This is a genomic window from cf. Phormidesmis sp. LEGE 11477 (assembly GCF_015207105.1).
Classification (GTDB): domain Bacteria; phylum Cyanobacteriota; class Cyanobacteriia; order Phormidesmidales; family Phormidesmidaceae; genus Phormidesmis.
The window spans coordinates 1-25,070 of sequence record NZ_JADEXO010000043.1; the positions used below are offsets into that span (position 1 = coordinate 1).

The following is a 25,070-nucleotide window of genomic DNA, read 5'->3' on the forward strand; positions in this document are numbered from 1 at the left end:
GCTTGAGGGGTCTGACGTTGGGCTTGAGGGGTGAGAAGCGAAGTCATGAAGGGGATACCAACCAGGTAAAGGGGGCGAGCCTTAAGCTCGAAAGAGCAGCTACGCCAATGCACTAGGCTAAGATTCCCCTTAAATCACTAATTGTTGATGACAGCGTTCAAGAAACCACACTCTAAAGCAATCTTCTAAAGTAATCCTCTGGGGCACTGCCTTCACTTTCACTTCCCAAACAGCACTTTGGAAAAACCTAGAGTCGCAAAGAAAGCCTAGCCAAACCAGCGAGTGATTAGCCGGTCCATTTCACCACTGGCTTTGATATCTGAAAGGGCCGCGTTGATATCACGCCGTAGAGGAGAGTTTTGAGGCAGGGCGATCGCGCTACCTGTCGGCTCTTCTGCTGGCATGACTCTAGCTGAAATGTCAGCATAGCGATCTGTGTAGTCGTCAGCGATGTTGGCTTCGACAATAGCGCCAGCAATCTCACCAGTGTCTATGGCATCGAAAAGTTGAGTAAGGCTGTCGTAATATTCGATGTACAGACCGGGCAGTCGATCGGTAAGGCGCTGGGCAAATCGGGCCTGAACGCTACCGCTGTGGACGCCGATCGACTGGTAGCCAAGATCACGCGATCGCAAATATCCATCAATAGAAACCAGCGCGTGCCTGGAGCGATAGTAAATGTCGGAAAAATCTACTAGCTGCTGACGGCTGCGGCTAGGTGCTAGCGCCGCCATCGCGATATCTGCTTCACCTTCAGCTAACGCCGGGAGCAAATCATCAAAGGGCAAATCAATTATGCTCAACTGCCTGTCTAGTCGAGCCGCAATCAGACCCGCCAGGTCAATATCGAAGCCGACAATGTCTGGCTCTTCTGGGCCGTTTCCATTCTCTGCGTCTCTGGCCACGATTTGCTGGTAAGGCGGATAGTTAGGCGTAGTCGCCATCACCAGTATGCTGCTACCTCTAGCTACCTGATTGTTTCTATCTTCAGAATCTGATGTCGCAGAATTCGCCGCAGAATCAGACGGCTCAGCGCCTCTACAGCTAGTACTAACAACCGATAAAGTAAGTCCAGCTAAAAACCAGCGTCGCTTCATAGCGCCTTTCTTCCAACCATCTTCAGGACTCTATACTCTAAGACTCTATGCCCTAAGACTATAAAGTCAAAGATTTTGTTTCAACGACTTTTGTTCTTGGATGCCATACCAGAAAGATGACCAGGCAAACTGAGGAAGCGCTGTCATGCGCCGCCAGCGCCAGGGCTCTTGGTAAAGCCGATATAGCCACTCTAGATGAATCTTACGCATCCACAGCGGGGCTCGAACTTTACTTCCAGACCAGATATCGTAGCTGCCGCCTACCCCGATCCAGACGGCATCAGGGCACAAATGTCGGTGGTCAGCTATCCAAAATTCCTGTCTAGGGACGCCTAGTCCAACAAAGATTAATTTGGGCTGAACGTCGGCGAGCTGCTGCAAGAACGCTTCAAACGCCGCACCTTTAACGTAGCCGTGCTGAACAATAGCGATATTGAGCTGTGGGTTTTGCGATCGCCAATAGGCGGCAGCGGCTTCTACAACCTCTGGCTTTCCCCCATAAAAGGCTACCTTCTTATGACTATCTAAGCTTTTGAGTAAATCCGCTGCGAGTTCAATCCCTGGATAGCGATATAGCTGCTGCCTTTTTAGCAATCGAAAATACAGCTCAATACCAGACCCGTCTGGCACAACTAGATCTGCTTCTTGGATGAACTGCCTCAAAGACTGATCTTGCTGTGCCTGCATACACATCTCAGCATTGATCGTAATGACGTGAGTGCCTTCGTTTTCTTGAATTCGACGGTTGAGCCAGCTGACATATGCTTGACTTTGATGAACGGGTAAGCCCATCACCGATAGGGCTTTGATATCTGCTTGCTTGGCACTCACCTGACGGGTCCCCTGTTTAGTTCCTGATAGTCCTAATCTTTAGTAGCTTGAGTGCCTAGTAGTCTGATTCCTCTTCATATTCCATGACCTTCTTCTTAGGAAGATTGAGAGGTTTGGCTTCGATTAGCTCTTCTTCTTTTTCTGGGCTAGTCGGCTCATCCCATACGTCTCCTGTAATATCAACGTCTGCGGGGGGGACATCGACAATATCTGGCTGGGCTGGACGCTGCTGCGATCTTTGTGGCTCTCCCTGCGGCTCTCTTTGGGCTTCTCTTTGGGCTTCTCTTTGGGGAGGCGCTTCTTCTTGCCAGCGCTGTTCTTCACGCGGTCTTTCCATCTGCCTTTCGCCCTGCATTTCAACAGAGCGATCGCGCTGCATCTTTCTACGCACTTCGTTCCTCATCCCAGAAGGCAATTGATTAGAGGCTGAGGTCGGCATCACATAGCCGTCGCTTAATCCCCTATCCCACGCGGGACTCGCTAGACCTAGCCGTTCGAGCAAGCCCACACTGAGCTGCACCAGCTTTTCTTCGCTACCTTCGAATACAATAATTCGATCGGGCCCGGTACTGACAATCTCTTCGACAGGCAGCTCATAAGTGCTGACTACCTGGTCAGGAATCTGAGGCAGTCCCAAAGAAGCGACAACAACCGTTTCTAGCTTGCCGGTAATCACGTCAAACTTAAAGCCGCGCACCCGGCCTAGCACTTCACCCGATTCGGTAATCACCTCACTATTGACCATGCTGCTAAAAGGAGACACGTTGATATCGCCATCTAACACCGTGTCGTCATCGACGAGGATGACATCGCCCATCTGTCGAATATCACTCAGCAACATCACTTTCTCGTTACTAGCGATCACTTTTGAGAGGACATTTTCTTGCAAGCCAACTGCCAAAACTTCTAGCCGATCCATATCCACCCAAAGCTGACTGACAACGCCGAGGCGACGGCCTGTGCTGCGGGTGATTACCTGTGTGCCTACGATGTCAGAACGGAGTCGGCTTTGTTCAAAAGTCATGACTTATCAAAAATGCCTCAAAACGGCAGCGCGGAGCTTGAGGGACTATACCTTATTAGGTGTCTATTGTATCTGACTGGTTTCCGTTTACCGTGGAGGGAATGCCGAATGGCCTACTCTCACGAGAAGAGCAAAGCTCTACGACTTCGCTTAGTCCCTGGCGGATATGCTGCTGCACCGATCTGTATGTCTCGAACCCGCTGACTGAGCGGAGCCGAAGTCAGGTTGCTTTAGCCAGGTTGATTCCTAGTACTTGGGTATAGGCACCGCGTGCCTGGGTGACACCGATGGTGCGTTCGGCGGATTCGATCATGGGTCGGCGTAGGCTGACAACGATGAACTGGGCGAGCTTGGCCTGCTGCTGGATCATTTTTGACAGACGCTCTACGTTGGCTCCATCTAGGAACATATCCACTTCGTCAAAGGCGTAGAACGGCGAAGGACGATAGCGCTGTAAGGCAAAGATGAAGCTGAGGGCGGTGAGAGATTTTTCGCCACCGGACATAGAGGCTAGGCGGCGGACTTGTTTACCTTTGGGATGGGCTACAAGGGTGAGGCCACCGTTGAAGGGGTTGACCGCGTCGTCTAACTGAAGATGGCCATCGCCGTCGGAAAGTTCGGCGAAAATGGACTGGAAGTTGATGTTGACGGCGTCGAAGGCTTCTTTGAAGGCTTGCTTGCGTAGGGTAGTGAAGTTTTCAATTCGCAGCAGCAGCTCGGTGCGCTCTTCTTCGAGGGTAGTGAGTTTGGCGGTGAGTTCTTCTAAGCGCTCTAGGGTTCTTTCGTATTCTTCTAGGGCGAGCATATTGACAGGCTCTAGCGCTTCGAGTCGCCGTTGCAGTGACTTGAGAGACTTATTTAGCGCTTCTAGGGTGAGGTCTTCGGGAATTTCGGGCAGCGGGTTGGGCAGTTCTAGCGCCTGCTGCTCAATGGTCTGCTGCAAGTCGTGAAGCTGCTGCTGGCGCAGGGTTTGAGTTTCTTGCAGCTTTTGGAGCTGCCAGTGATTTTGCTGCTGTTCGTTTTGCTCAATTTTGTATTGGCGCTCAACGGTATCACGAGCGGTTTTCTCTTGCTTGAGTTTGTCTTCGAGGATAGCGATCGCACTTTTTGTCTGGGCGATAGTCTCTTGCAAAAGCTGCTGCTGCTGAGCAATATCTGACTGCTGATTGATCTGAGCCTGCTGTTGAATTCGCGCCGCGACAATTTTGTCTCGACCAGACTGCAGTTTCTCTTGCAGTCTTTGCTGCTGTGTGAGCAGATCTTGCTGCTGCTTTTCGGCGGCGCTGAGCCTTTGCTGCTGCTCGTTTAGCTGCGCTTCCAGGCTGCGGACAGCGCCCTGAGCAGCTTGCCATTGGCTATGCGTTTGCGAGTTTTCTAGCGCTGCGATCGCCTGTCGTTTTTCAGCTAGCGCCTGTTCTTGAAGGGGCAGCGTCTGCGCTAGCTGATCTAGCCGGGCATTTGCCTGTTTGTGTTCACTATCTGATCTTTCTAGCTGAGCTTTGGCTTTGGCAATTCGCTGGGCGATCGCTCGCCGCTGGTTCTCTACCTGGTCAGCCTTCAGCTGATTCTCACGATACTGCTGCCGAGCTTCGATCAGCGCTTTTGATTTTTCTTTGGCCTGAAGCGTCAGCTGATTCACTTTCTGCTCGCAGCGGATCAAGATATTGTCGATTTCAGCGAGGCGATCGCGCAGTGCCTGAGCCTCCTTAGACTCGCCCGCCGAGACCGTGCCAAAATGCAGGCGTCCGCGCGATCGCAAACTTCCCCCCGTCATCGCCCCGCTAGACTCTAGAATTTCACCGTCTAACGTCACAATCCGATATCTGCCCATATTTTGGCGAGCGGCAGCCAGCGTCTCAAATACCACCGTAGAGCCAAACACAAACGCAAACACGTCGGCATACTTATCGTCACAGCTAATTAGATTAACCGCATAGTCCACAAATCCATCGGGCCGATTCCACTTGTCTAACGGTTTGAAGTTCGGCACCCGAATCTTGTTCAACGGCAAGAAAGTCGCCCGGCCCGCTCGCCGCTGCTTTAGCAGATCAATCGCTCTGGCCCCCACGCGGTCATCCTCAACCACCATAAAGCCCATCCGGCCACCCGCCGCAATCTCTAGTGCCAGCTGATAGGCCGCATCCACCTGACCTAGCTCCGCCACAATGCCACACAGCCCCTGGATACCGCTGCGCTTTAGCACTTCAGTCGCCTGCGTCCCCTGCGATTCTTTGATCGCCTGCTCTTGCGCTTCTAGCTTGTCTAGCGCTCGCTGCTTTTCCCGCTGCTCTTGCAATAGCCGATTCAAAGTCTGCGTCTGCGTCTGCAGGTCAGCCTCAACCTCAGCCACCTTCTGAGCCAATCGCTGAATTTGAGCTTCTGCCTCGCTCAATCCGTCAGTCGAAGCATTCGCCCCGTCTTTGTTCTTGTCTTCTCCACATAGCCGGAGGCTGAGCGTAGCCGAAGCCTCATTTTCCAGTGCGGTCAAAGCCTCTTGCTGCCCTTCTCGCTGGGTCTCTAACCGGCTTATGCGCTCTTGCAGCCGCACCTGCTCTGCTCGCTGAGGCTCTAGCTGATCGAGCAGTGATTCTAGCTGACGGCGCAGATCGCTCTGCTGTTGCACCCAGGCTTGCGATTTATCGGCGATCGCATTCGTTTCTGATCGTTTGGCTTCTAGCTGGGCGATCGCGCTATCTCTATCCGCTTTGATCTGGGCTAGCTCTTGATCTCTCACCGTTCGCAGCCGCTGGCCAACCGTCGTTAGTTCCGTCTCTTGGTCTTGCATCGCGGCCTGAGTTGCCGCTATCTGAGCGGATATATCGCTAGTAGAAGTGCCTAACGAGTCCGACTGCCTCACAAGCTGTCTTAGCTCAGCTTCTTGGGTAGCCAGCTGCGATTGCAAAGCCAAATATTCTTCTTCGCCTAGCGCCTTGACTTTGGCATTAAGCAGCGCTAGTTCAGCCGCAGTGGCTTCCATTTTTTCAGTTAGAGCAGCGATCTTTTGCTCGATCGACTCGCCTTCTTGATGACCCTTTGCGATCTGACTGGCGAGCTGTTCGGCCTGCTTTTGGCGCGATCGCCACTGCATCACTCCTTCCCACTGCTGCTTTTCTTGCAGGGTCGCTTTGATCTGTTTATATTTCTCCGCTTTTTTTCGGTCTTGGTCTAGCCGCTCTAGCTGAGCGATCAGCTCCGTCTCTACAATCCGAAAGCGCTCTTCTCGCTCTTTGACCACATCTAGCTTCGATTTGGCCTGATTGATCTTGCGATCAAAAGAAGCCACGCCTGCCATTTCATCGATAATCTCTCGGCGCTCGCGAGCATTCATCGAAATGATGCTAGTAACATCGCCTTGTAACACGACGTTGTAGCCTTCTGGATAGATCCGAAAGCGCTGTAGTTGCTCGTGCAGATCGTTGAGCGTACAAGGCTCACCGTTGATGTAATAGTTCGAGGTGTAGGTACCCTGCGCCGTCACTCGCAGTCGCCGAGTAACTTTCCATTCTTGAGGAGGCGCGACTTGGCCATTGCCGTTGCCGTTGCTGTGGCCGTTATGACTATCTTTAGCAGCACCGTTCGCGCCGTTCGCAGTGCCGTTCGTAGCACCCGGAGCCGTGATAGCGTCTAGTCGCAAGTGTTCTTCTGGTAGTTCTGCTGACGACTCCAAGGGCTGAAAGTCTCCAGCCGTATCAGATTCGATGATTGAGCCAGCTTCTAGAGGCCCTAGCGTAGCGTTCTTGGCCTCATCGTCTTTGCTAATCAGCCTGTCTGCGACATCGCTGATATCAAAAGTAGCAGTGACAATTGTCTCTACCGTAGATCGGCGCTTGGCCTGATTTTGATTCACCAGATCAGGCAGTCGCTCTGCTCGCATGCCGCGAGAACTAGCCAACCCCAAACAAAATAAGAGCGAATCTAGGATGTTTGACTTGCCAGAGCCGTTAGGCCCGGAAATGACTGTAAATCCCGGCAGCAGAGGAACGTCTGTCGTTCCCCCGAAGGACTTGAAATTCGAGAGCTCAACTCTTTTTACGTGCACTCAAGCGGCGCACTAAGCAGTGCGTACGTATGTACCATCAAAAATAGCATTGAATAAGTCGTATTCTTAGCAAAGAATGGTAAAAAAATCATCTCTTTTTACACAACGTCTCAAACATCGGGGCTCATTCTTAGCTACATAAGTCAGTCAAATAAAGATAAGTCAATCAAACAAAAATGTTACACCAGCAACAATTTTTGGCTGAGTCGCTTGACTTGTACTCTTTTTCAATACCTCGATAGCCTAGGCTATTGAAGATGCCGATTCGCTTATGCATCTCTCGCTCATGCATCCTGCGTGGGTGTGCTTTTGACGTGTCTTTCTCCAGATTGCCTGTGCCGACCCTGCTAACGCCAACACTACTAGGCTTTGACCCAGGACGCGACAAGTGTGGAGTGGCAGTCGTAGGGCTAGACAAGACTCTGCACTACCACCAGGTAATTTCGTCGCCAAGCGTATCGGTAACGATCCAAAATCTGCGAGAGACCTACTCGATCTCTTCGATTGTGATGGGCGATCAGACTCGCTCTAAGCAGTGGAAAAAGCAGCTCGGCAGTTTGCCTAATGCGCCCAGAATTGTGCTGATAGACGAGCGGTACAGCTCTTTGGAAGCGCGCGATCGCTACTGGGAAATGTATCCGCCCGAAGGCATCGCCAAGCTATTGCCTCAGAGTCTACGCAGCATCCCTCGCCCGATCGACGATATTGTCGCCATCCTGCTAGTAGAGCGGTACTTGAAGAGGCTTTCTGGTGAAGATTAGGCGGCCAATCACACTCGTCAAAGCTCTGCTCGAATCGTAAACGAATAATCTCCGCCCGGCTCTAGCTGATAGTCAAACTGCTCTAGAAAGCGACCAAGCGGCTCCTGAATCAAGGCCCTGCCTAAAGAAGGCTCGACAGTTAGCTGTCCCATTCGGAAACGCCATCGGAAACGCCATTCAAATTCATTGGCACTCACTTCGCCTTCAATCCTGCCATTCTGCCAGGACTGATGAGTGATGCGGACATAAGCGGTGGTAGCGGGTAAATGTTGACTCGAACTCACGCAGCTAGCAATCCTCCATACGGCAAACCAATTGTTCTTGCTTGCAGCTTTCTCTAAAATACTACAGCGCTTTTTTGGTCAAGCATTTGTACTTACTTTAATTTCCATCTACCTTAATAACTAACCAGGCATGAAGATTTTTGCAGAGCCTGCTGCTGATATCAGCTTTCTCTCTACTTAATCTTTCTATTCAGTGAATCGCCTCTGTCGGTCGCCAAAAGGCTCGCCAAAGACGGTAGCCTAGAGGCTAACCCCTTCGCCCTATCTTGAACTTATCGTGCCTAAGATTGGCATTATCTACAACGATATCAAGCCGGTAGCTACGACAGCCGCTAGGCAGCTTGCTCAGCGTCTGAAAGATCGCGGCTACGAGGTATGTCTAACAACTGGCATCGCCGGTATATTAGGCTATTCTCAGCCGGGTAATCCGGTTTGCCATACGCCGATTGAAAGCTTAGTACCAGAAGGATTCGACCAAGAGATGGATCTTGCTGTGGTATTTGGTGGGGACGGCACGGTGCTCTCGGCTTTTCGCCAGATTGCCCCCAACGGCATTCCACTACTGGCAGTGAACACCGGTCATATGGGGTTTTTGACCGAGATATATCTCAACCAGCTAAACGAGGCATTCGATCAGGTAGTCGCAGGGAATTGCCACATCGAAGAGCGGGCAATGGTGCTGGTAAACCTATATAGCCAGGGGAAGCTAAGCTGGGAAGCATTGTGCCTCAATGAGACGGTAATGCAGCGTCAACCGCTGACGAGTATGTGCCATTTTGAGGTAAAAGTCGGTCAGCATGCCCCGGTTGATGTCGCTGCAGATGGAATTATTATTTCTACCCCGACCGGATCTACGGCCTATTCTTTGTCTGCCGGTGGGCCCGTGATTGCGCCAGGAGTCTCTGTACTACAGCTCATTCCTATTTGCCCCCATTCACTGGCTTCGCGTGGGTTGGTTTTTCCTGATCATGAGCCAGTCACCATCACATCAGCCAATCCAGAGACGCTGGTGATGGTCGTCGATGGCAATGCGGGCTGCTATGTAGGACCGACTGATCAGGTGACTTTGGTGCGATCGCCTTACACTGCCAGATTTGTTCGCCTAAAGCCGCCTGAGTTCTTCCGCGTGCTCAGAGAAAAGCTAGGCTGGGGCCTTCCTCATATTGCCAAGCCGACTTCGGTAGAGCTGCCCTGAACGCTGTCCCTGTTCGTTTTACATTTTTTCTTTCTTTGCCACTGCTGTGATCTCTTTACGCGATTTCTCTGCTAGCCGTCTTTTTCCAACCTAGCTACTTTTTTGTCCTATGAGCCTGCCGCCTGCTCTACCCAACTTACCGCCGGAGTCTTCGAGACCTACGCCTCATTCACACACCGTGTTAGTACTCGAAAGCGACGAAACCCTCGCGCATAAAATCAGCGTCGATCTACATGAGGCAGGCTATACGCCAATTGAGGTATACAGCCTCAGGACAGGGTTAGCCCAAGCGAGAACGGCGATGCCTGCCCTGATTGTGGTAGCTAGACGGCTAAAAGATGAGTCTGGGCTCGAACTGTGTCGGCAGTTGCGTAATGAGCAAAACCGCGTGCCGATTTTGCTGATGATGACCTACGACGAGCTGAGCGATCGCGTCGCCTGTCTAGAATCTGGCGCAGATGATTATTTTCTAGCGCCCTATCGCAGCGATGATTTTATTCGCCTTGTCAATACTTATCTAAAGCCAGAGGTTAACAGCAGCGAACAGCTCAGGTTTGCAGATATGGTCTTGGATGTCAGTCAGCGTCAGGTTGTTCGAGGCAATCGATTGATCGAGCTGACTATGAAGGAATTTGAGCTGCTGAAATATTTGATGGAGCATCCGCGCGAAGTGCTCACTCGCAAGCAAATTCTAGAGAGCGTGTGGGGCTACGACTTTATTGGCGAGTCGAACGTGATTGAGGTCTACATTCGCTATCTACGGCTCAAGATAGATGGCGAAGACGAGAAACGCCTCATTCAAACAGTGCGTGGTGTAGGCTATGTTCTGCGAGAAACCTAAGAGATCAATCCAAGAGATCAGCCCAAGAGATCAGCCCAAGAGATCAGCCCAAGAGATCAGCTAAGGGATCAAACCCCAGGAATCAATCAATAGAGAGCTAACGAGCTAACAACAGTAGAGAGAGCGCTAACAGTAGAGAGAGCTAACCTGGTATGAGTCAAAACGGTATGGGTCAAAACGATAGGCGACGCAATCTTCAGCCGCCTCAGATTTCACTGCAGCTCTATACTCGATGGGCTATGCTCATCACCGCATTTGCCTTGTGCCAAACCGTCTTACTTAGCTGTTCTATGCCTGATGAGTCGCCAGATCAGACAGCTAACGAGGTCTCTAGCTCACCTTCAAGCGAGCAAGTCATCACGCTCAACGGCCCAGGGCAGTTGCTGCCAGTCACTGCACTAGCCCAGATGAAAGGAGAAACTTTCGAGATAGAAGTGGCCAAAACTTCTAGCGAGCAGGCTTTGGGACTGATGTTTCGCTCAGCCTTACCCGACAACAGAGGAATGCTCTTCCCCTTTAGCCCACCTAGGCGGGTGAGCTTTTGGATGAAAGACGTGCCAGTAGCACTGGATATGGTGTTTTTGAGAGAGGGAGAGGTCGTGGCGATCGCGCCTGAAGTTCCCCCCTGTCCGGCTTTACCCTGCTCTTCGTATGGGCCCGACGACCAGATTGTCGATCAGGTATTAGAACTCCGTAGCGGTCGCGCCGCCGAGATCGATTTGCAAGTGGGTGATACTGTGTCTATCGAAGCACTGCCAGGCTACAGCCTCTAGCGATATACGACTGCGCTTTTACCGGTTGATCCCCTTATTCCAGAAATAATTATAAAGAAAGGCTTAAGCAATGCTATAGGAAGAGGTGTTTTATGTTCGATCTACCGTAGGATTACTGAACTAAACAAAAGATCTTTTTTTCTTAACCAAATTTAGAGATCGAGGAAAAGGGATTAATAAGCCGTAAGTAACCTAGCTTCTACCCATCTATGTCGAGAGATTACACCTCATTAGTGCAGTTCTTGCAAGAAGAACTCGCGATTCCTTCTACTTCCATTAGGCAGGCGCTACAGCAGTGCAAGCAAGATTCTGCGCCGCTACCGATGGTGCTGTGGCAGCAGGGCGTATTAACGCTACAGCAGTTGGAAAGAATATTTGACTGGATGGAAATGGCGTAGAGCTATAGCGAAGCGCGGATGATAATTGGCTTTTGAGGACAGTTGACTTTCAAGGCTAGTTGACTTTGCCAAAGCGGCGATCGCGCTGCTGAAACGCCTTCATGGCCTGATGAAATTCCGCTGTGTCGAAATCAGGCCATAGCGTATCAGTAATGTAGAACTCTGAATAGGCGAGCTGCCACAGCAAAAAGTTACTGATACGCATCTCGCCACTGGTGCGAATCAGCAAATCAGGGTCGCTAATGCCAGAAGTATACAAATGACGGCTAAAAAGCGACTCGTCTATGTCTTCTGGACTGAGATGTCCCTGTTTTACCTGGGCTGCGATCGCCCGACAAGCCTGCAAAATTTCCTGTCTGCCCCCATAGTTTGTCGCTACCGAAAAGCGAATGCCGTGATTTTCTCTAGTGAGCATCACCGCCCGATCGATCTCCTTCTGGAGGGTTTCAGGCAGCGCTAGCAAATCACCCACAAACTCAATGCGGACATTTTCCTCCATCATTTCCTTCAGCTCTTGACGCAGCACTCGCTCAAATAGCGTCATCAAAAAATCAACTTCCTTAGTAGGGCGTCCCCAGTTCTCTGTAGAAAATGCATAGGCCGTCAGCGCCTCCACGCCCCAGTCACGGCAGCAGCGCAGCAGCTTCTTTAGCGTATCAACCCCTTTTCGATGGCCCATAATCCTAGGCAGCCCTCTGCTTTTTGCCCAGCGACCGTTGCCATCCATAATCACCGCCACATGGGCAGGCATCCGGCCCTGCTCTAGGTCTGCGGGCAACCGTGAAGAATCCAAGGCTTTAGCCGTCATTTCTTTTCCTGAGTGGGGCTTGGCAGTTTTCGCTCAGGCTTACGTTTGAGCTTGCGCCCGATCGCATTCAAAAAGCGGAGACCTTTGATACTCAACCGTTTGCCAAGGCTGCGAAGCTGCGGTGCAACCGTATCGGCATCCGCTGAAGGCGAAAACCTTTCTGTTAACAATTCTTTCAGTTTACTGCTGGTCAGGGGACGATTGAGCGTTCCTTTTTCAGCAACTGAAATGGATCCGGTTTCTTCAGAAACCACTACACACAAGCACTGCTCTACCCGCTCAGTAATGCCCATCGCTGCTCGGTGGCGAGTGCCTAGCTGCCTGGAAGCATCTCGTTCAGAAATCGGTAAAATAACGCCTGCTGCCAGTATCCGCGAGCCGCGAATCAAGACAGCTCCATCGTGTAGCAGCGTCGTTGTCTGAAAGATAGTTTGCAGTAGCTCTCTAGAAAGTTCAGCGTTAAGTCTGACCCCTGGCACCGAAAAATCACTTTCTTCGATCGGTTCGTCAGTTTCTAGAATCATCAACGCCCCCGTGCGGTTCTGAGAAAGTCCCTTGACTGCTTCTACTAGCTCATCAATCACACTGTTCGCGGTAGAAAGATGACCTTCTTGTCCGGTAAAAAGCTGAGCAAATTCGCCTTTGCCGATAGACTCTAGCAGCCGCCGAAAATCAGCGACTAACATCACCGCTAGCGAAACAGAGGCCCCTAGCAAAATCTTGTCCATCAAAAAGCTCAGCACCCTTAGCCCCACCACTCTGCTGAGTAGCGTGGCTGCCATTAGAAGCATTAGCCCTTGTACCATCCACATCGTGCGGCGATCGCGAATCACCGACAGCACCGTGTAGACCAGCACAAAGACTAAAACAATATCAATGAGGGTGATATACAAGAGTCAGACCGAGTTCACCGGGTTGCTGTTCAATCCTCGTATACTACTGTGTGAAGGGATTACTGTGCGGTGGGGTTAGACGCGGTGGGGTTAAGCGCAGCAGGCTTGAGCGCATCTGGCAAACAGTCATGGCTCATCAGATCCGTGTACGTTTCCCGGCGCAAGATCAGGTCTGCTCTACCCTGATTAACCATCACAGCCGCCGGACGAGGAACCCGGTTGTAGTTAGACGACATGCTGTAGTTGTAAGCGCCCGTTGCTGGCACTACTAGAATGTCACCCGATTCGAGCGGGGGCAGGCTAGCTGAGTGAATGACCACATCCCCAGATTCACAGTGCTTCCCTGCTAGCGTAACTGTTTCACTCAAAGGTGCGGACATTTTACTAGCTGCTAGAACACGATACACCGACTGGTAGGTAATCGGTCGGGGATTATCAGACATGCCGCCATCAACGGAAACATAGCTGCGGATACCTGGGACGCTCTTCTGTCCGCCCACTGTATAGGCAGTCACACAGGCCGATCCGATTAGCGATCGCCCCGGCTCACACAGCAGTTTAGGATAGGGCAGGCCGCTAGCCTCGCAGGCCGCTACCATCCCTTGACAAACGGTTTGAGCCCATTCATCAATGCTAGGGGGATCGTCAGACTCTGTGTAGCGAATACCCAACCCGCCGCCGATATCGATTTCTTCGATTGAAAGGCCGTATCGACTAGCGCTCTGAAACCAGCGCATCATCACCTCAGCCAAATCACGATGCGGCTGCAGCTCAAAGATCTGTGAGCCAATATGAGCATGTAAACCAATGCAGCTGATGTGCTCAGTTTTATTGGCGATAAACTCAAAAACTTCTTCTAGCTGATCGGGATCAAAGCCGAACTTGCTGTCAATATGACCAGTCTGAATATACTCGTGGGTGTGGCACTCAATGCCCGGAGTCAGGCGCAGCAGAATTGTGGCCGTTTTCTGAGCGTTTTTAGCGATTTGGTCAAGCGTTTTTAGCTCGTGCCAGTTATCGACCACAATACGAGCATCAGCGCTTAGCCCGAGCTGAAGTTCTTCTGTGGATTTGTTGTTGCCGTGAAAGTAGAGCATTTTGCCAGTAGCTCCAGCGGCGATCGCAGTGCTGATTTCTCCACCAGAGACGACATCTATAGCAATACCTTCTTGGGCCATAAGCGCACACACCGCTAAGCAGTTCCAGGCTTTGGATGCATAGACGATCAAGGACTCGCCAGGATAGTGCGTCCCAAAAGATTGTTTGTACTGATCGCAGGCCGTCCGCAGTGTCTGCTCATCTAATATATAGAGAGGCGAGCCAAATTCTTCGAGCAGCTCTACGACATCACAACTGCCGACCGTCAGATGGTCCTTGTCATTCACCGTTGCAGTTAGGGGTAACAGGGTTTGATTGGGCGACGTATCATCAGAAACCTCTGTCAGATATTGCCGGCTAGAAGCAGGAAGGCTTGAAGGAGTAGGGGCTGCTGAAATCGTGGAGACCATGGGAGAGGAAGAAGAAGGGTTTAAAGACTATTTAATCAGTGTACAGTTGGCAGCTAGGTAGATAAACACTGTTTTAGAAAGGGCAGTTAACGGTAGCGTCGATATTGCTTTGCCGTTACTCTATCGCCATCGCTCTATAGCCTCTAGCTTTATGCCTTCAGCTCTTATGCTTCTAGTTCTAGGTGATGGACATGATCGCGGATGACGGCTGCACTTCTCTTCGCTCGGGGCCACAGTCGGCGGCTGTCTTGGGATGTCTGCCTATGGTGACAGCAGACATCCCAGCCGTGCTCACACTAGACCAGCGATGTCTTGGAGGACTATGGACCCGCTCAGGATATGAGCGTGAGCTAGATAGTGAGCATAGCGACTTGTTGGTGATCCTAAAATCAAACAGCCTAGAACTGCTCAACTGCCGACTGACCCAAGCGTCTACTCAGCTAGGAGCCGCGACGAATTCTGACGGCGATCGCAATCCTATCAATAGGAATGCTCGATTTACTGCCAATACTCAAATCGACTCTGGTGCTCCAAGTAAGCCTAGCCCTATCAGGAGAGAGCAGAAAATAGAGCTTCTAGGCGTAGGCTGTCTGTGGGCAATTCTAGAAGAAGCGCATATTACGACGCTGGCCATCGATCCAAGCTATCAAGGAGAAAGACTAGGTCTGTGGCTGCTGTCCCATCTACTACAAAAGGCATGCGATCGCAGCTTGACCCATGCCACCCTAGAAGTGCGCGCCTCAAACCACCCAGCCCTATCGCTCTATCAAAAGTTTGGCTTTGAAGAAGCAGGCCGCCGAAAACGCTATTACGCCGACGGAGAAGATGCTCGAATTCTGTGGCGAAGTGGACTACAGAGCGCGGACTGCATAGCTCAGATAAATCGTCATCAAACGCAATCAATGAGACAGCTAAAACAGAAACAAAACTACCGCTTCTATCCTGAGGATCTTCACCTGATCCAAAGTCTAGAACAGAAGGTTTAAACGAGATGGCCCAAATGAGGCTTGGATATAGATATCAATAGGTAAAACTTACTAGATAGATTCAACAACCCTTATCAATATCTGCTAGCAGAAATGTCAAATATTTTCTGCTTCTTTCGCATCTTTATGGTTAGTTATTAGGTGCTTTTACCGTTAAGTTTTGAAAACTCCTATTTTCCTTTCAAAAAAAGGATCTTTTTTGTATAGAAGTAGTGAACACCGCCCTCTCTCTACGAAATTTTGCTGTGCTAGAATCTCCATAACCAGCCCGTAGCAGGTGATGGAAAACCGCCATGTTTGAACGCTTTACAGAAAAGGCCATTAAGGTCATCATGCTCGCTCAAGAAGAGGCCCGTCGCCTCGGCCACAACTTTGTGGGTACTGAGCAAATACTTTTGGGACTCATCGGCGAAGGAACCGGTGTGGCCGCAAAAGTTCTTAAATCCATGGGGGTTAATCTCAAAGACGCTCGCATCGAAGTCGAAAAAATTATTGGTCGCGGCTCTGGATTTGTTGCGGTTGAAATTCCGTTTACGCCCAGAGCCAAGCGCGTGCTTGAGCTATCGCTTGAGGAAGCTAGACAGCTTGGTCACAACTACATTGGCACAGAGCACTTATTGCTTGGACTCATCCGCGAAGGCGAAGGCGTTGCGGCTCGCGTTTTAGAGAACTTGGGCGTCGATCTTTCTAAGGTTCGTACTCAGGTGATTCGGATGCTAGGCGAAACCGCCGAGGTCTCTGGAAGCAGCGGCAGTCAGGGTAGAACTAAAACACCTACGCTCGATGAGTTTGGCGCAAACCTGACCCAGATGGCAGCAGATGGCAAGCTCGATCCAGTGGTGGGTCGTCAGAAAGAAATCGAGCGCGTGATCCAGATTTTGGGACGCAGAACCAAAAACAATCCGGTATTGATTGGTGAGCCAGGTGTGGGTAAAACCGCAATCGCAGAAGGACTTGCTCAGCGTATCGGCAACAATGATATTCCAGATATCTTAGAAGACAAGCGCGTCGTCACGCTTGATATCGGCCTGCTCGTAGCCGGTACTAAGTACCGAGGTGAGTTTGAAGAAAGACTCAAGAAGATTATGGAAGAGATTCGCGCCGCTGCGAATGTGATTCTAGTGATCGATGAAGTTCATACGCTGATTGGTGCGGGCGCGGCAGAAGGCGCAATCGATGCGGCTAATATTCTTAAGCCAGCCCTGGCCAGGGGCGAACTGCAGTGTATTGGTGCTACCACGCTAGATGAGTATCGCAAGCACATCGAACGGGATGCCGCGTTAGAGCGGCGCTTTCAGCCAGTAATGGTGGGCGAGCCTAGCGTCGATGAGACCATTGAGATCTTGCATGGTTTGCGTGATCGCTATGAGCAGCACCACAAGCTCAAGATTCTAGACGAAGCGCTAGATGCTGCGGCTAAGCTTTCCGATCGCTATATCTCCGACCGCTATTTGCCAGACAAAGCCATTGATTTGATCGATGAAGCGGGCTCCCGCGTTCGTCTGTTGAACTCGCAGCTACCGCCAGCGGCAAAGGAGCTAGATAAAGAGCTGCGTCAGGTGCTCAAAGACAAAGATAACGCGGTTCGCTCTCAGGACTTTGATAAGGCTGGGGAACTGCGCGATCGCGAGATGGAAATCAAAACCGAGATTCGCACCATCGCCCAAACGAAGAAGGAAGAAGACGCCGAAGAGGCCAAGGCAGACTCGCCGAAAGTCACCGAAGAGGATATCGCTCACATTGTGGCATCTTGGACGGGCGTACCCGTGAACAAGCTGACCGAGAGTGAATCTGAAAAACTGCTGCACATGGAAGACGTTCTGCACCAGCGTTTGATCGGCCAAGACGAAGCAGTTAGAGCCATCTCTCGGGCTATTCGCCGCGCTCGCGTTGGGCTGAAGAGTCCAGACCGTCCGATTGCCAGCTTTGTCTTCTCTGGCCCAACTGGAGTAGGTAAAACTGAGCTAGCAAAATCGTTAGCTACTTACTTCTTTGGCGCAGAAGAGGCAATGATTCGCCTTGATATGTCTGAGTTTATGGAACGCCACACCGTTTCTAAGCTAATCGGTTCGCCACCGGGCTACGTTGGCTACAACGAAGGCGGTCAGCTTACCGAAGCCGTTCGTCGTCGTCCCTACACCGTGGTTCTTTTTGACGAGATCGAAAAAGCGCACCCAGATGTCTTTAACATGCTGCTGCAAATCCTAGAAGACGGTCGATTGACCGATGCCAAAGGTCGCACAGTAGACTTCAAGAACACGCTATTGATCTTAACTAGCAATATCGGTTCTAAAGTCATTGAAAAAGGTGGCGGCGGTCTTGGTTTCGAGCTAGAAGCCGATCAGGCCGAATCTCAGTACAATCGGATTCGCTCTTTGGTCAACGAAGAGCTGAAGCAGTACTTCCGGCCTGAATTCTTAAATCGCCTAGATGAGATTATCGTCTTCCGTCAGTTGACCAAAGACGAAGTCAAAGAGATCTCCGTCATCTTGCTCAAAGAAGTGTTCGGTCGATTAGAAGAACAGGGCATCACCTTGGAGGTGACCGACAATTTCAAAGACAGGCTGGTAGAGGAAGGCTACAACCCTAGCTACGGGGCAAGGCCATTGCGTCGGGCCATTATGAGACTGTTAGAAGATAGTCTGGCAGAAGAGATTCTGTCTGGACGCATTCAAGATGGTGATACTGCTGTGGTTGATGTCGGAGAAGACGGCAAGATTGTGGTCAATTCTTCTAAGACAGAGACTCGCGAGCTGATCTCTGCGGCTGACTAAGGTCGTCTGATAGCGAGTTTAGAGGGTATAGGGGGACTGAAAAATTTATTTCAGTCCCCTTTTTTAGGTAAAGATTCTAGACTGACGGCTCGAAGATATAGCGAGCTACTGTAAGGAAACGGCAGTTGAGGACTGAGATTTGAGTTAGGTAATTATTTTGAGCCTTTTCAAGAAGTTTTGTAAATAGACGTAACGCTGTCTTGCGCTCCTCAGCAACCAAAATCAATAATTAGAAAGAGCCCGAGAGCGATGACTTACTTTGCGGCTTGGCTAAGGAATTTTTAAGACGTAAATGGTGGAGTTGCCATGATTGGTGGAATATTCGAGACGATTGGTAAGACGCTGGGGGTTGGCAAAGAAAAATACTTTTTAGAGCTAGATGATGCTGCCGAAGATGCGGCAAAGGGTCTGAAGAAGTCTACGGCTTCTGCCACAAAAGCGGCTAAGGCGGCGGTGGAGTCTGCTAAAGAGGCCACTGTAGAGGTTGCCGAGAAAGCGCAGGAACTCGTTTCGGATACTGAAGACCAGGCGGAAGCAACGGCGAAGACTGCGGCGAAGAAGGCAAAGTCAGCAGCTGGTGACGCGGCAGATCAGGCCCAAAAACAGGTAAAGAAAACGGCTAAGGCAGCTGATGAAGCCACTGATAAAACAGTTGCTAAAGGGAAGCAGGTAGCTGCTAAGGGAAAGCAAGCGGCACAAGGGGCGGCAGATGCAGGTGCTGAAGCAGCTAATCAGGCAGTAGCCCCAGCTAGAACGACGGCGGAAGATTTGATTTTGAACGCGATCGCATCCACCGCGCCCAAGCAACAAACCGACAATAACGGCAACACTTTAGACGAGGTTAAAACCTTCTCTACTGACTATCTGATGACCCCAAGTCGAGCGAGACGTCGTCGCCCCGGCCCTAGCCTGTCGCCTTTCAAGGGCATGGCAAATGAGGTTAATCCTAGGCTCAAGAGCTAGCGCTTAAGCCAGGTCTAACAATCTGATCTGATTAAATAAGCCGCAGGGAGAAAGTTCTTCCTGCGGCTTTTGTTTTCCTAGAAAGGCTACCTATCGAGTGGCGTATGCCGAGAGCGGCTCTCTAATAAATCGAATATAGAGATGCTTAAAGGTAGATCGCAAAACTCTAGGCGCACCAAAGTCGATCGGCATCATTTTGTCTGGAAGCTTCCAGTCGTCAATGCTCAGCTCACTGGGTTGATGAGCGAGAAAGTCTATTTCTGAGAGCTTCGGACACAGGCCCAGCCGAGTCGATTCTACGATAGTAGGTAGCTGGTTTGGATCGACGCCTAAGACCTCAGCCATAGCTCGATCTAATGCAAACACATCGTCAGAAGCACCCAAGACGCCTAGCTCTCTAGGTTCGCCGCCGCTGGGGCCATTTCCTTCATGTCCGACAATGCCGTCAATGATCGTTAGCTGGGGTGAAATCGCCCGAGCGGTCTCGACTAGCATAGTGCCAAATCGCTGTCGATCCTGTCCCGCTTCCATATGCCACCAGGCTTTCATCTTGCCAGGGACACAGCCAAACAAATTTTTCACGCCAAGCGTGACGGTTAGCTGAACGTGAGATTTCACCTTTGGCAGGTTAATCACCACATCCGCTTCCATCGCTTCTTTAGACAGCAAGAAATTACCAAAGTCCTGATTTTCAACGGCGTAGCGCTTACCGTGCATTTCTACGACAGGCAGATCGATTTTGTTTGCCCACTCTAGCAAGCCATTCGCTTCGGCCACGCCACGCGCACTGCCAAAAGCCGGACTGTCTCCGATGAAAGGATTGCCACCTGCTGCCTGTACCATTTTGGCAACGCAGTACACTATCTCTGGGCGAGTCGTACATTCTTTGGTAGGGCGCGAGCCAGTTAGCATGTTGGGCTTTAATAAGACGCGATCGCCTGGCTTCACATACTGCGCTATACCACCCATCGGTGCCAGCAGCGCTTCCAAACGTTCAGATAAGGCTTCAATCTCGTAGCTCTGAGCACGGATGAGACTAACCGATGGCATAATACTTTTTCCTTACGTTTGGGCGATCGCATTAAATCGATTGCAATAATTCTCACACATATTTCTTAATGCTAACCTTTTGGGCAAAGACAAGCGGCACCTGGATCAACGTAGCGCTGGTGTTGCTAGGAACAGGCAGCGGTCTACTACTACGCAATCAGCTATCGCCTAGAATGCGAGCCATCATTACCCAAGCTATGGGTCTGACGACTATTTTTATCGGCATATCTATGGCTCAAGATCTATCTAAAGCTCAAGTAGGTAGCATTGCAGGCGTCATCTTGGCGTTGATATCACTAGCTATCGGTGGATTGCTCGGTGAGTGGTGGCAGATAGAGAATCGGCTCACAGGCTTAGGGAACTGGCTAAAGGCTCGGTTCAAAGGGGGGAGTCGTTTTACCGAGGGCTTTGTTGCCTCTAGTCTGCTGTTTTGCGTCGGGCCAATGACAATCCTGGGCAGCTTGAACAACGGTCTGCTAGGAGACAGCACCATTCTGGTGGTCAAGAGCACAATGGATGGACTGGTTTCAATCGCTCTCACAGGAACTTACGGTATCGGTGTTGGCTTTTCGATATTGCCGATTATCTTTTATCAGGGTGGGCTTTCTCTTTTAGCTAGCGGGTTCGGCCAGGTGATTCCCGATCCAGCTACGGCTCCTAGCGTCTTACTAGTCACCGGCATTGGTGGCATCATGCTTCTAGGCTTAGGACTAAACCTACTAGAAGTCGGAAGGATTCACGTTGCTTCTTTCTTGCCAGCCTTAGCGACAGGTCCATTCATTAGCTGGCTCGTTCAATCTCTCAGCTTGTAATTGGATTTGTAATTAAGCGATGGCTTGTTCAATTAGCGTCCACTGTTCTCGGTAGCCTGCTGAACGAGGCTTTCGCTGGCGTTTTTCTGCTTCCACTAGGTGGATTTCGCTGCCATAGCTGATGAATACAGCGGCTGGAAAGATGTAGAACACATCCTCTTCACTGATATAGGCGATCGCAAAGTCAAAGTCAGAAGCCTCGTAGGGCGATCGCACCATAGTTCTGCGATTAGTTTTGGTGCGACGGTTATCGACAACGTAATTTTGCGCTTTTTGATCGAACCAAGCTGCCTTTACCTGAATCTTGACCAATCGCTCGCCAATATCAAAGACAAGGTCATAGGGTAGCCTGTCTCCGATAGGTCGAAGCACACCCCATCCATACTTGAGCGCTTGAACAATGGTGCATTGCTCTGCAATATCGCCTTTCAGCTTGGTATCCATTGTTTGTGGCTGTAGCAAAGTAATAAATTCAAAAATTTGAAGCTGTCGTTGCTCGCTTTGTACAGCAGTCCGTTTAATATCAAAAACTAAAAGCCCGATACTCAATGAGTATCGGGCTTTTACACCTATTTGGTGGCGGGGCATGGATTTGAACCATGGACCTTCGGGTTATGCTTACCACTACAGCTTTCACTGCCGCACTCAATTACCTTTAACAGTATGCTTTTTACAGCTATTGAGTCGTTTGCTGGTCTGGACTGTCCCTTCACCCTCGTCTAGGTATCAAACCTATTTCGTTAGGGTGTCTGCCATCCAGTCTCTACACCTTCCGTAGCCTCTAAACGAAGCTTTGGCTTGGCTCGGGATTACCGTGCTAATGGCTTCCCCGAATTTGACAGATTACACATAGAAATTTCTCTCTATGCTGCCCTGTTCAACTCACTGTTAAGCACATAGTGATGTTGAACCATTGAGCCCGACGAGCTACCAGACTGCTCTACCCCGCGATGGGGACGCCCTCTTGAGCGCTTAACAAGTATAGCGGGTTACCTTCAAAAATGTGGAACTTTCTTTGAAACTATTTTGAGAAGTCGCTAGAACCCGCTATATCATTGACATCTCACCGACTACTTCGATGCGGGTATAGCGACCTGGCATCATAAATTTGTCGGATAGGGTTTCAGAAACGTCAGGCGTAATCCAGCCAAACTGCTTGAGCAAATACACAGCAGTTGCATATTTTGCCCGCTTGGAGCCATCTACAGACTTGACGGCAATCCCCATCCCTTCTCTAACTCGGCCAATACACTGCACGCCTTCGGCCCCTGCCTTGCTGACTAGCTCGCCTTCGGTTAGCTGCATGAGCAAAGTGTCGAACCCTTCTGGACCTGAGATCATCTCTGGGTGATGGGTCATAGCGCGGACAATGCGCTCCATTTCCAAACTCTTACCGGAGGTGAGCTTGGCGAACAGGGTCGCCATCTGGCTGAGCTGCATCAGATAGGTGGGAACGCCGCAGCTATCGTGAGCGCAGATAAATTCGTCGGCAGGCATACCCAAAAGTTCGGCAATGCGAGAGGCGACTAGCTTCTGAACGGGGTGCGATCGCTGCATATACCCATCCAAGGACCAGCCCTTCTGCTTGCACACCGCTAGCATTCCAGCATGCTTGCCCGAACAGTTATGCGCTAGGGGCGTTGTCTTACCGGGGGGAACCGGACATTGCAAGGCGGCTGGATCGACATCGCAGCGCCACAGAATATTAAAAGCCTGACGAGTCTGCTCGATGCTGCCATGGTGAGAGCTGCAGATAATTGCGAGGTCTCTGTCGGTCAAGTTGAAGTGGTCTAGCGTACCTGTGCCCGTCACAGACATTGCCTGAAACGGCTTGAGCGAAGAGCGAATGAACGTGCCCAGCTCTGGATCGCCAGCACTCGCTAAGACGCGGCCCCTAGCATCACAGGCAACTGCGTGAACCTCATGCGTAGATTCGACAATCCCTTCTCTTAGAAGCTGAACTTTTAGAAGCGAGGAAGCGTGGCGATTCGTCCTATTCATAGGATCTCGTTTTCGTATGTAGACGTTGGTATAACGCTCAGATAATCACAGTCAAATTACTATAATCAAATGAACTGCAATTAAATGAACTGCCAAGTCACTAGACTAAATGCCAGAATGCCACAGATCGCGGCAAAGGTCTTCTGTAGGCGCAGCAAAATCGGCTTTACCTGATAGTCAGCAATCAGACGATCACGATTAAACACCTCTTCTGGCTTGTCCCATACTTGACCGTCATACCAGCCGGATTCTTCGTAGAAAACAGACTGCCCAGAAAGGCGATCGCACACGTGGTTCCAGCCGATATATAGCTGTACTAGCGCCAGCACAGGCAAAATCAGCGCGCCCAAAGAGGCACTAATCATAAACTGAAGCGGCAACTTGGCAGGTGAAAAACTCACCGCTGCCATCGGGCCAACGACTAGCCAGCTCAACAGCCAAAGGCTGATAACTGGTATCAAATAGCCTTTTAGTGATCGCGCGCCCCAGCAATAAAACCAGGATTCGCTCATGCTTTCGTACTCCTTGATTGGAATTTGATCGACAGGAACCGGACAGCGAGCGCTGATGGAACTCTTCTTAGTATCGCCGTTCATCGGTATTACACAAAAGCTCCTTTGAAAGTGTCTTATTTTACGGTTTTCTCTGGATAACGGTAAGGCCAAACCGCCTTCGAAGATTGACTAGCGAAGACTGACTGACATCAGGCACAAACTAACAAAGCTGCCTTTCGTAAAGCCTACTGACAAAGCCACTCACAAAAGCGCATTCACAAAGATTCCTTGGCGAAAGCAGCCGAATCTATCTGAGCTGAACCCGCTTCAAGTGAGGCTACCTACCTAGAGCAAGCTAACGATTGAGTGGTGAGGTCGGCTGGAATTCGATCCGTTCGGCATGCCCCCAAAAGGCTTCTAGATCGTAGTATTCGCGATCGGTTGGCATAAAAATATGAACAATGACATCGCCATAGTCTTTGAGCACCCAACGGCCCTCACTCATGCCTTCGGTGCGAAGCGGCTGCCGATTAAAGCTATCTTCGACCGTGCCTTCTATGGTGTTTGCGATCGCTCGCACCTGCACATTAGAAAAGCCAGTGACAATCACAAAGTAATCAGCTAGATAAGAAACATCACCCGTTTGCAAAATTGTGATATTACCCGCCTTACGATCGTCTGCTGCTTCTGCGATCGCCAGTGCCAGCGCCTTGGCCTCTTCATCGATAGGCGTCTTGAATTCGCTATCAACACTAGGCAAAACTTCAGTCTCAGGCGTGGCGTCAATAGATGCTGCCGACTCGGGAGCGTCACTCACTGTACTAACTGTCTTATCAGCCATAACTTTTAGGGGATCATTCAAAAGGGCCTATCCTTCCTTGCGTACTGCTTACTTTTCTATCTTACTGAATACCTTATCTATCTATGTCAGGAGCCTTAGCTTTAGTTACATTGCCTCAGCATCCTGCTTCTTAAGCTTGCAGCCTGTAAAGCATGGAAAATTATTAATGGGAAAAATTATTGCGGCTTCTGTCATAGACCCGACACTGATAGGGCATAATCCACACTATTCGATCTACCTAAAGTTCGGTTGGATCTAAAACTGACTAAATAGTTAGGAGCATAGTGCTTTGATTCTGGGTCTTTTTATTGGCTTAGCTGTAGGCTGTCTTGCAGCGGCAATTGTCTATTGGCTGCTAGTGCGGCGCATCAACGAGCTACTCGCTTCATTGAAAGACAGGCGATCACAATTAGAACGGCTGGAAAATGAGCATGCAGCTCGCCTAAAGGCAGCCACTGATCAGCTCCGACTCGACTACGAACAGCAGCTAACAGACAAAATTGAATACTACCAAGATGAGCAGATTATACAGGCTGAGCTGCAAGCACTAGAGTTTGAAACGCGCCTGAGCGTGATTGAAACAGCCTACGATCGTGAGCTAGAGATGCAGCGCTAGCAGCTTCTATCAGCTTATTGAGATCGGCTTGGGCGGTATTCCACCCGGAAGTAGCCCTCCTTACTCAGGGCAATGCACTAT

At 50.5% G+C, this 25,070-nt stretch carries 23 protein-coding genes; 10 read left to right on the forward strand and 13 right to left on the reverse strand.

Features of this window, described 5'->3' with window-relative positions; genetic code table 11:
* Positions 1-266: 266 nt before the first annotated feature.
* From IQ256_RS13895 to smc, 4 genes are all read right to left on the reverse strand, one after another.
* Positions 267-1,097 (reverse strand): transporter substrate-binding domain-containing protein, encoded by an 831-nt coding sequence (locus IQ256_RS13895; protein ID WP_193856140.1) that lies wholly within the window; start codon positions 1,095-1,097, stop codon positions 267-269.
* A gap of 66 nt (positions 1,098-1,163) precedes the next feature.
* Entirely contained in the window at positions 1,164-1,928 is a 765-nt protein-coding gene (locus IQ256_RS13900; protein WP_370623446.1) for a WecB/TagA/CpsF family glycosyltransferase, read from the reverse strand.
* A gap of 55 nt (positions 1,929-1,983) precedes the next feature.
* Positions 1,984-2,952, reverse strand: a complete 969-nt coding sequence (locus tag IQ256_RS13905; RefSeq protein WP_193856141.1) for a PRC-barrel domain-containing protein — start codon at positions 2,950-2,952, stop codon at positions 1,984-1,986.
* Between the two features lie 220 nt (positions 2,953-3,172).
* Positions 3,173-6,991, reverse strand: coding sequence for a chromosome segregation protein SMC (gene smc / locus IQ256_RS13910; protein WP_193856142.1), 3,819 nt, complete (start codon positions 6,989-6,991; stop codon positions 3,173-3,175).
* A gap of 314 nt (positions 6,992-7,305) precedes the next feature.
* Here smc and IQ256_RS13915 point away from each other — a divergent pair, with 314 nt between their 5' ends.
* A complete protein-coding gene (locus tag IQ256_RS13915; protein WP_193856143.1) occupies positions 7,306-7,752 on the forward strand; it encodes a pre-16S rRNA-processing nuclease YqgF in 447 nt (148 codons plus the stop codon).
* 17 nt (positions 7,753-7,769) lie between these two features.
* On the opposite strand, the gene IQ256_RS13920 is transcribed toward IQ256_RS13915, so the two are convergent.
* Complete coding sequence (locus IQ256_RS13920) at positions 7,770-8,036, reverse strand: DUF3146 family protein (protein WP_193856144.1); 267 nt, start codon at positions 8,034-8,036, stop codon at positions 7,770-7,772.
* Between the two features lie 277 nt (positions 8,037-8,313).
* On the opposite strand from IQ256_RS13920, the gene IQ256_RS13925 reads away from it, so the two are divergent.
* The 4 genes from IQ256_RS13925 to IQ256_RS13940 all read left to right on the forward strand — a co-directional run bounded on the left by IQ256_RS13925 (position 8,314) and on the right by IQ256_RS13940 (position 11,243).
* The gene (locus IQ256_RS13925) at positions 8,314-9,231 is read left to right on the forward strand and encodes an NAD(+) kinase (RefSeq protein ID WP_193856145.1); all 918 of its coding nucleotides are present in this window, start codon (positions 8,314-8,316) and stop codon (positions 9,229-9,231) included.
* 109 nt (positions 9,232-9,340) lie between these two features.
* Complete coding sequence (nblR, locus tag IQ256_RS13930) at positions 9,341-10,072, forward strand: response regulator transcription factor NblR (protein WP_193856146.1); 732 nt, start codon at positions 9,341-9,343, stop codon at positions 10,070-10,072.
* Between the two features lie 152 nt (positions 10,073-10,224).
* Positions 10,225-10,845: a DUF192 domain-containing protein gene (locus IQ256_RS13935; protein WP_228024871.1), complete on the forward strand. Its 621-nt coding sequence runs from the start codon at positions 10,225-10,227 to the stop codon at positions 10,843-10,845.
* A 209-nt stretch (positions 10,846-11,054) separates the two neighbouring features.
* The gene (locus IQ256_RS13940; RefSeq protein WP_193856147.1) at positions 11,055-11,243 is read left to right on the forward strand and encodes a DUF2949 domain-containing protein; all 189 of its coding nucleotides are present in this window, start codon (positions 11,055-11,057) and stop codon (positions 11,241-11,243) included.
* 55 nt (positions 11,244-11,298) lie between these two features.
* Here the strand turns inward: IQ256_RS13940 and IQ256_RS13945 are convergent, their stop codons facing one another.
* From IQ256_RS13945 to lysA, 3 genes are read right to left on the reverse strand one after another with little or no spacing between them, the layout of a single operon-like run.
* Positions 11,299-12,051, reverse strand: coding sequence for an isoprenyl transferase (locus IQ256_RS13945; protein WP_193856148.1), 753 nt, complete (start codon positions 12,049-12,051; stop codon positions 11,299-11,301).
* The gene (gene cdaA / locus IQ256_RS13950) at positions 12,048-12,944 is read right to left on the reverse strand and encodes a diadenylate cyclase CdaA (RefSeq protein ID WP_193856149.1); all 897 of its coding nucleotides are present in this window, start codon (positions 12,942-12,944) and stop codon (positions 12,048-12,050) included. The genes IQ256_RS13945 and cdaA overlap by 4 nt, the downstream gene beginning before the upstream one ends.
* Before the next feature lie 59 nt (positions 12,945-13,003).
* Positions 13,004-14,452, reverse strand: a complete 1,449-nt coding sequence (gene lysA, locus IQ256_RS13955; protein ID WP_193856150.1) for a diaminopimelate decarboxylase — start codon at positions 14,450-14,452, stop codon at positions 13,004-13,006.
* 185 nt (positions 14,453-14,637) lie between these two features.
* Here lysA and rimI point away from each other — a divergent pair, with 185 nt between their 5' ends.
* The 3 genes from rimI to IQ256_RS13970 all read left to right on the forward strand — a co-directional run bounded on the left by rimI (position 14,638) and on the right by IQ256_RS13970 (position 19,175).
* Positions 14,638-15,438: a ribosomal protein S18-alanine N-acetyltransferase gene (gene rimI, locus IQ256_RS13960; protein WP_228024872.1), complete on the forward strand. Its 801-nt coding sequence runs from the start codon at positions 14,638-14,640 to the stop codon at positions 15,436-15,438.
* Between the two features lie 293 nt (positions 15,439-15,731).
* Entirely contained in the window at positions 15,732-18,212 is a 2,481-nt protein-coding gene (locus IQ256_RS13965; RefSeq protein ID WP_193856151.1) for an ATP-dependent Clp protease ATP-binding subunit, read from the forward strand.
* Between the two features lie 306 nt (positions 18,213-18,518).
* On the forward strand, positions 18,519-19,175 hold the full coding sequence (locus tag IQ256_RS13970) for a hypothetical protein (RefSeq protein WP_193856152.1): 657 nt from the start codon (positions 18,519-18,521) through the stop codon (positions 19,173-19,175).
* A gap of 90 nt (positions 19,176-19,265) precedes the next feature.
* Here the strand turns inward: IQ256_RS13970 and IQ256_RS13975 are convergent, their stop codons facing one another.
* On the reverse strand, positions 19,266-20,225 hold the full coding sequence (locus tag IQ256_RS13975) for a DUF362 domain-containing protein (protein ID WP_193856153.1): 960 nt from the start codon (positions 20,223-20,225) through the stop codon (positions 19,266-19,268).
* 68 nt (positions 20,226-20,293) lie between these two features.
* On the opposite strand from IQ256_RS13975, the gene IQ256_RS13980 reads away from it, so the two are divergent.
* Complete coding sequence (locus IQ256_RS13980) at positions 20,294-21,037, forward strand: DUF554 domain-containing protein (RefSeq protein ID WP_193856154.1); 744 nt, start codon at positions 20,294-20,296, stop codon at positions 21,035-21,037.
* Between the two features lie 12 nt (positions 21,038-21,049).
* Here the strand turns inward: IQ256_RS13980 and IQ256_RS13985 are convergent, their stop codons facing one another.
* The 4 genes from IQ256_RS13985 to rsfS form a co-directional block, all read right to left on the reverse strand.
* On the reverse strand, positions 21,050-21,625 hold the full coding sequence (locus IQ256_RS13985) for a group I intron-associated PD-(D/E)XK endonuclease (protein ID WP_228024873.1): 576 nt from the start codon (positions 21,623-21,625) through the stop codon (positions 21,050-21,052).
* A gap of 459 nt (positions 21,626-22,084) precedes the next feature.
* A complete protein-coding gene (locus IQ256_RS13990; RefSeq protein ID WP_193856155.1) occupies positions 22,085-23,038 on the reverse strand; it encodes an asparaginase in 954 nt (317 codons plus the stop codon).
* Between the two features lie 80 nt (positions 23,039-23,118).
* Positions 23,119-23,634: a CGLD27 family protein gene (locus tag IQ256_RS13995; RefSeq protein ID WP_193856156.1), complete on the reverse strand. Its 516-nt coding sequence runs from the start codon at positions 23,632-23,634 to the stop codon at positions 23,119-23,121.
* Positions 23,635-23,887: 253 nt separating this feature from the next.
* Positions 23,888-24,373, reverse strand: coding sequence for a ribosome silencing factor (rsfS, locus tag IQ256_RS14000; RefSeq protein ID WP_193856157.1), 486 nt, complete (start codon positions 24,371-24,373; stop codon positions 23,888-23,890).
* Between the two features lie 289 nt (positions 24,374-24,662).
* Between rsfS and IQ256_RS14005 the strand changes: the two genes are divergently transcribed.
* Complete coding sequence (locus IQ256_RS14005) at positions 24,663-24,989, forward strand: hypothetical protein (protein WP_193856158.1); 327 nt, start codon at positions 24,663-24,665, stop codon at positions 24,987-24,989.
* Positions 24,990-25,070: the final 81 nt, after the last annotated feature.

What these genes read in the sequence shown, in the direction of transcription:
- IQ256_RS13895 (WP_193856140.1), bottom strand. Translation starts at nt 1,097, where the DNA reads ATGAAGCGACGCTGGTTTTTAGCTGGACTTACTTTATCGGTTGTTAGT.
- IQ256_RS13905 (WP_193856141.1), bottom strand. Translation starts at nt 2,952, where the DNA reads ATGACTTTTGAACAAAGCCGACTCCGTTCTGACATCGTAGGCACACAG.
- nblR (WP_193856146.1), top strand. Translation starts at nt 9,341, where the DNA reads ATGAGCCTGCCGCCTGCTCTACCCAACTTACCGCCGGAGTCTTCGAGA.
- IQ256_RS13935 (WP_228024871.1), top strand. Translation starts at nt 10,225, where the DNA reads ATGAGTCAAAACGGTATGGGTCAAAACGATAGGCGACGCAATCTTCAG.
- IQ256_RS13940 (WP_193856147.1), top strand. Translation starts at nt 11,055, where the DNA reads ATGTCGAGAGATTACACCTCATTAGTGCAGTTCTTGCAAGAAGAACTC.
- IQ256_RS13945 (WP_193856148.1), bottom strand. Translation starts at nt 12,051, where the DNA reads ATGACGGCTAAAGCCTTGGATTCTTCACGGTTGCCCGCAGACCTAGAG.
- lysA (WP_193856150.1), bottom strand. Translation starts at nt 14,452, where the DNA reads ATGGTCTCCACGATTTCAGCAGCCCCTACTCCTTCAAGCCTTCCTGCT.
- rimI (WP_228024872.1), top strand. Translation starts at nt 14,638, where the DNA reads ATGGACATGATCGCGGATGACGGCTGCACTTCTCTTCGCTCGGGGCCA.
- IQ256_RS13965 (WP_193856151.1), top strand. Translation starts at nt 15,732, where the DNA reads ATGTTTGAACGCTTTACAGAAAAGGCCATTAAGGTCATCATGCTCGCT.
- IQ256_RS13970 (WP_193856152.1), top strand. Translation starts at nt 18,519, where the DNA reads ATGATTGGTGGAATATTCGAGACGATTGGTAAGACGCTGGGGGTTGGC.
- IQ256_RS13975 (WP_193856153.1), bottom strand. Translation starts at nt 20,225, where the DNA reads ATGCCATCGGTTAGTCTCATCCGTGCTCAGAGCTACGAGATTGAAGCC.
- IQ256_RS13980 (WP_193856154.1), top strand. Translation starts at nt 20,294, where the DNA reads ATGCTAACCTTTTGGGCAAAGACAAGCGGCACCTGGATCAACGTAGCG.
- IQ256_RS13985 (WP_228024873.1), bottom strand. Translation starts at nt 21,625, where the DNA reads ATGCCCCGCCACCAAATAGGTGTAAAAGCCCGATACTCATTGAGTATC.
- IQ256_RS13990 (WP_193856155.1), bottom strand. Translation starts at nt 23,038, where the DNA reads ATGAATAGGACGAATCGCCACGCTTCCTCGCTTCTAAAAGTTCAGCTT.
- IQ256_RS13995 (WP_193856156.1), bottom strand. Translation starts at nt 23,634, where the DNA reads ATGAACGGCGATACTAAGAAGAGTTCCATCAGCGCTCGCTGTCCGGTT.
- rsfS (WP_193856157.1), bottom strand. Translation starts at nt 24,373, where the DNA reads ATGGCTGATAAGACAGTTAGTACAGTGAGTGACGCTCCCGAGTCGGCA.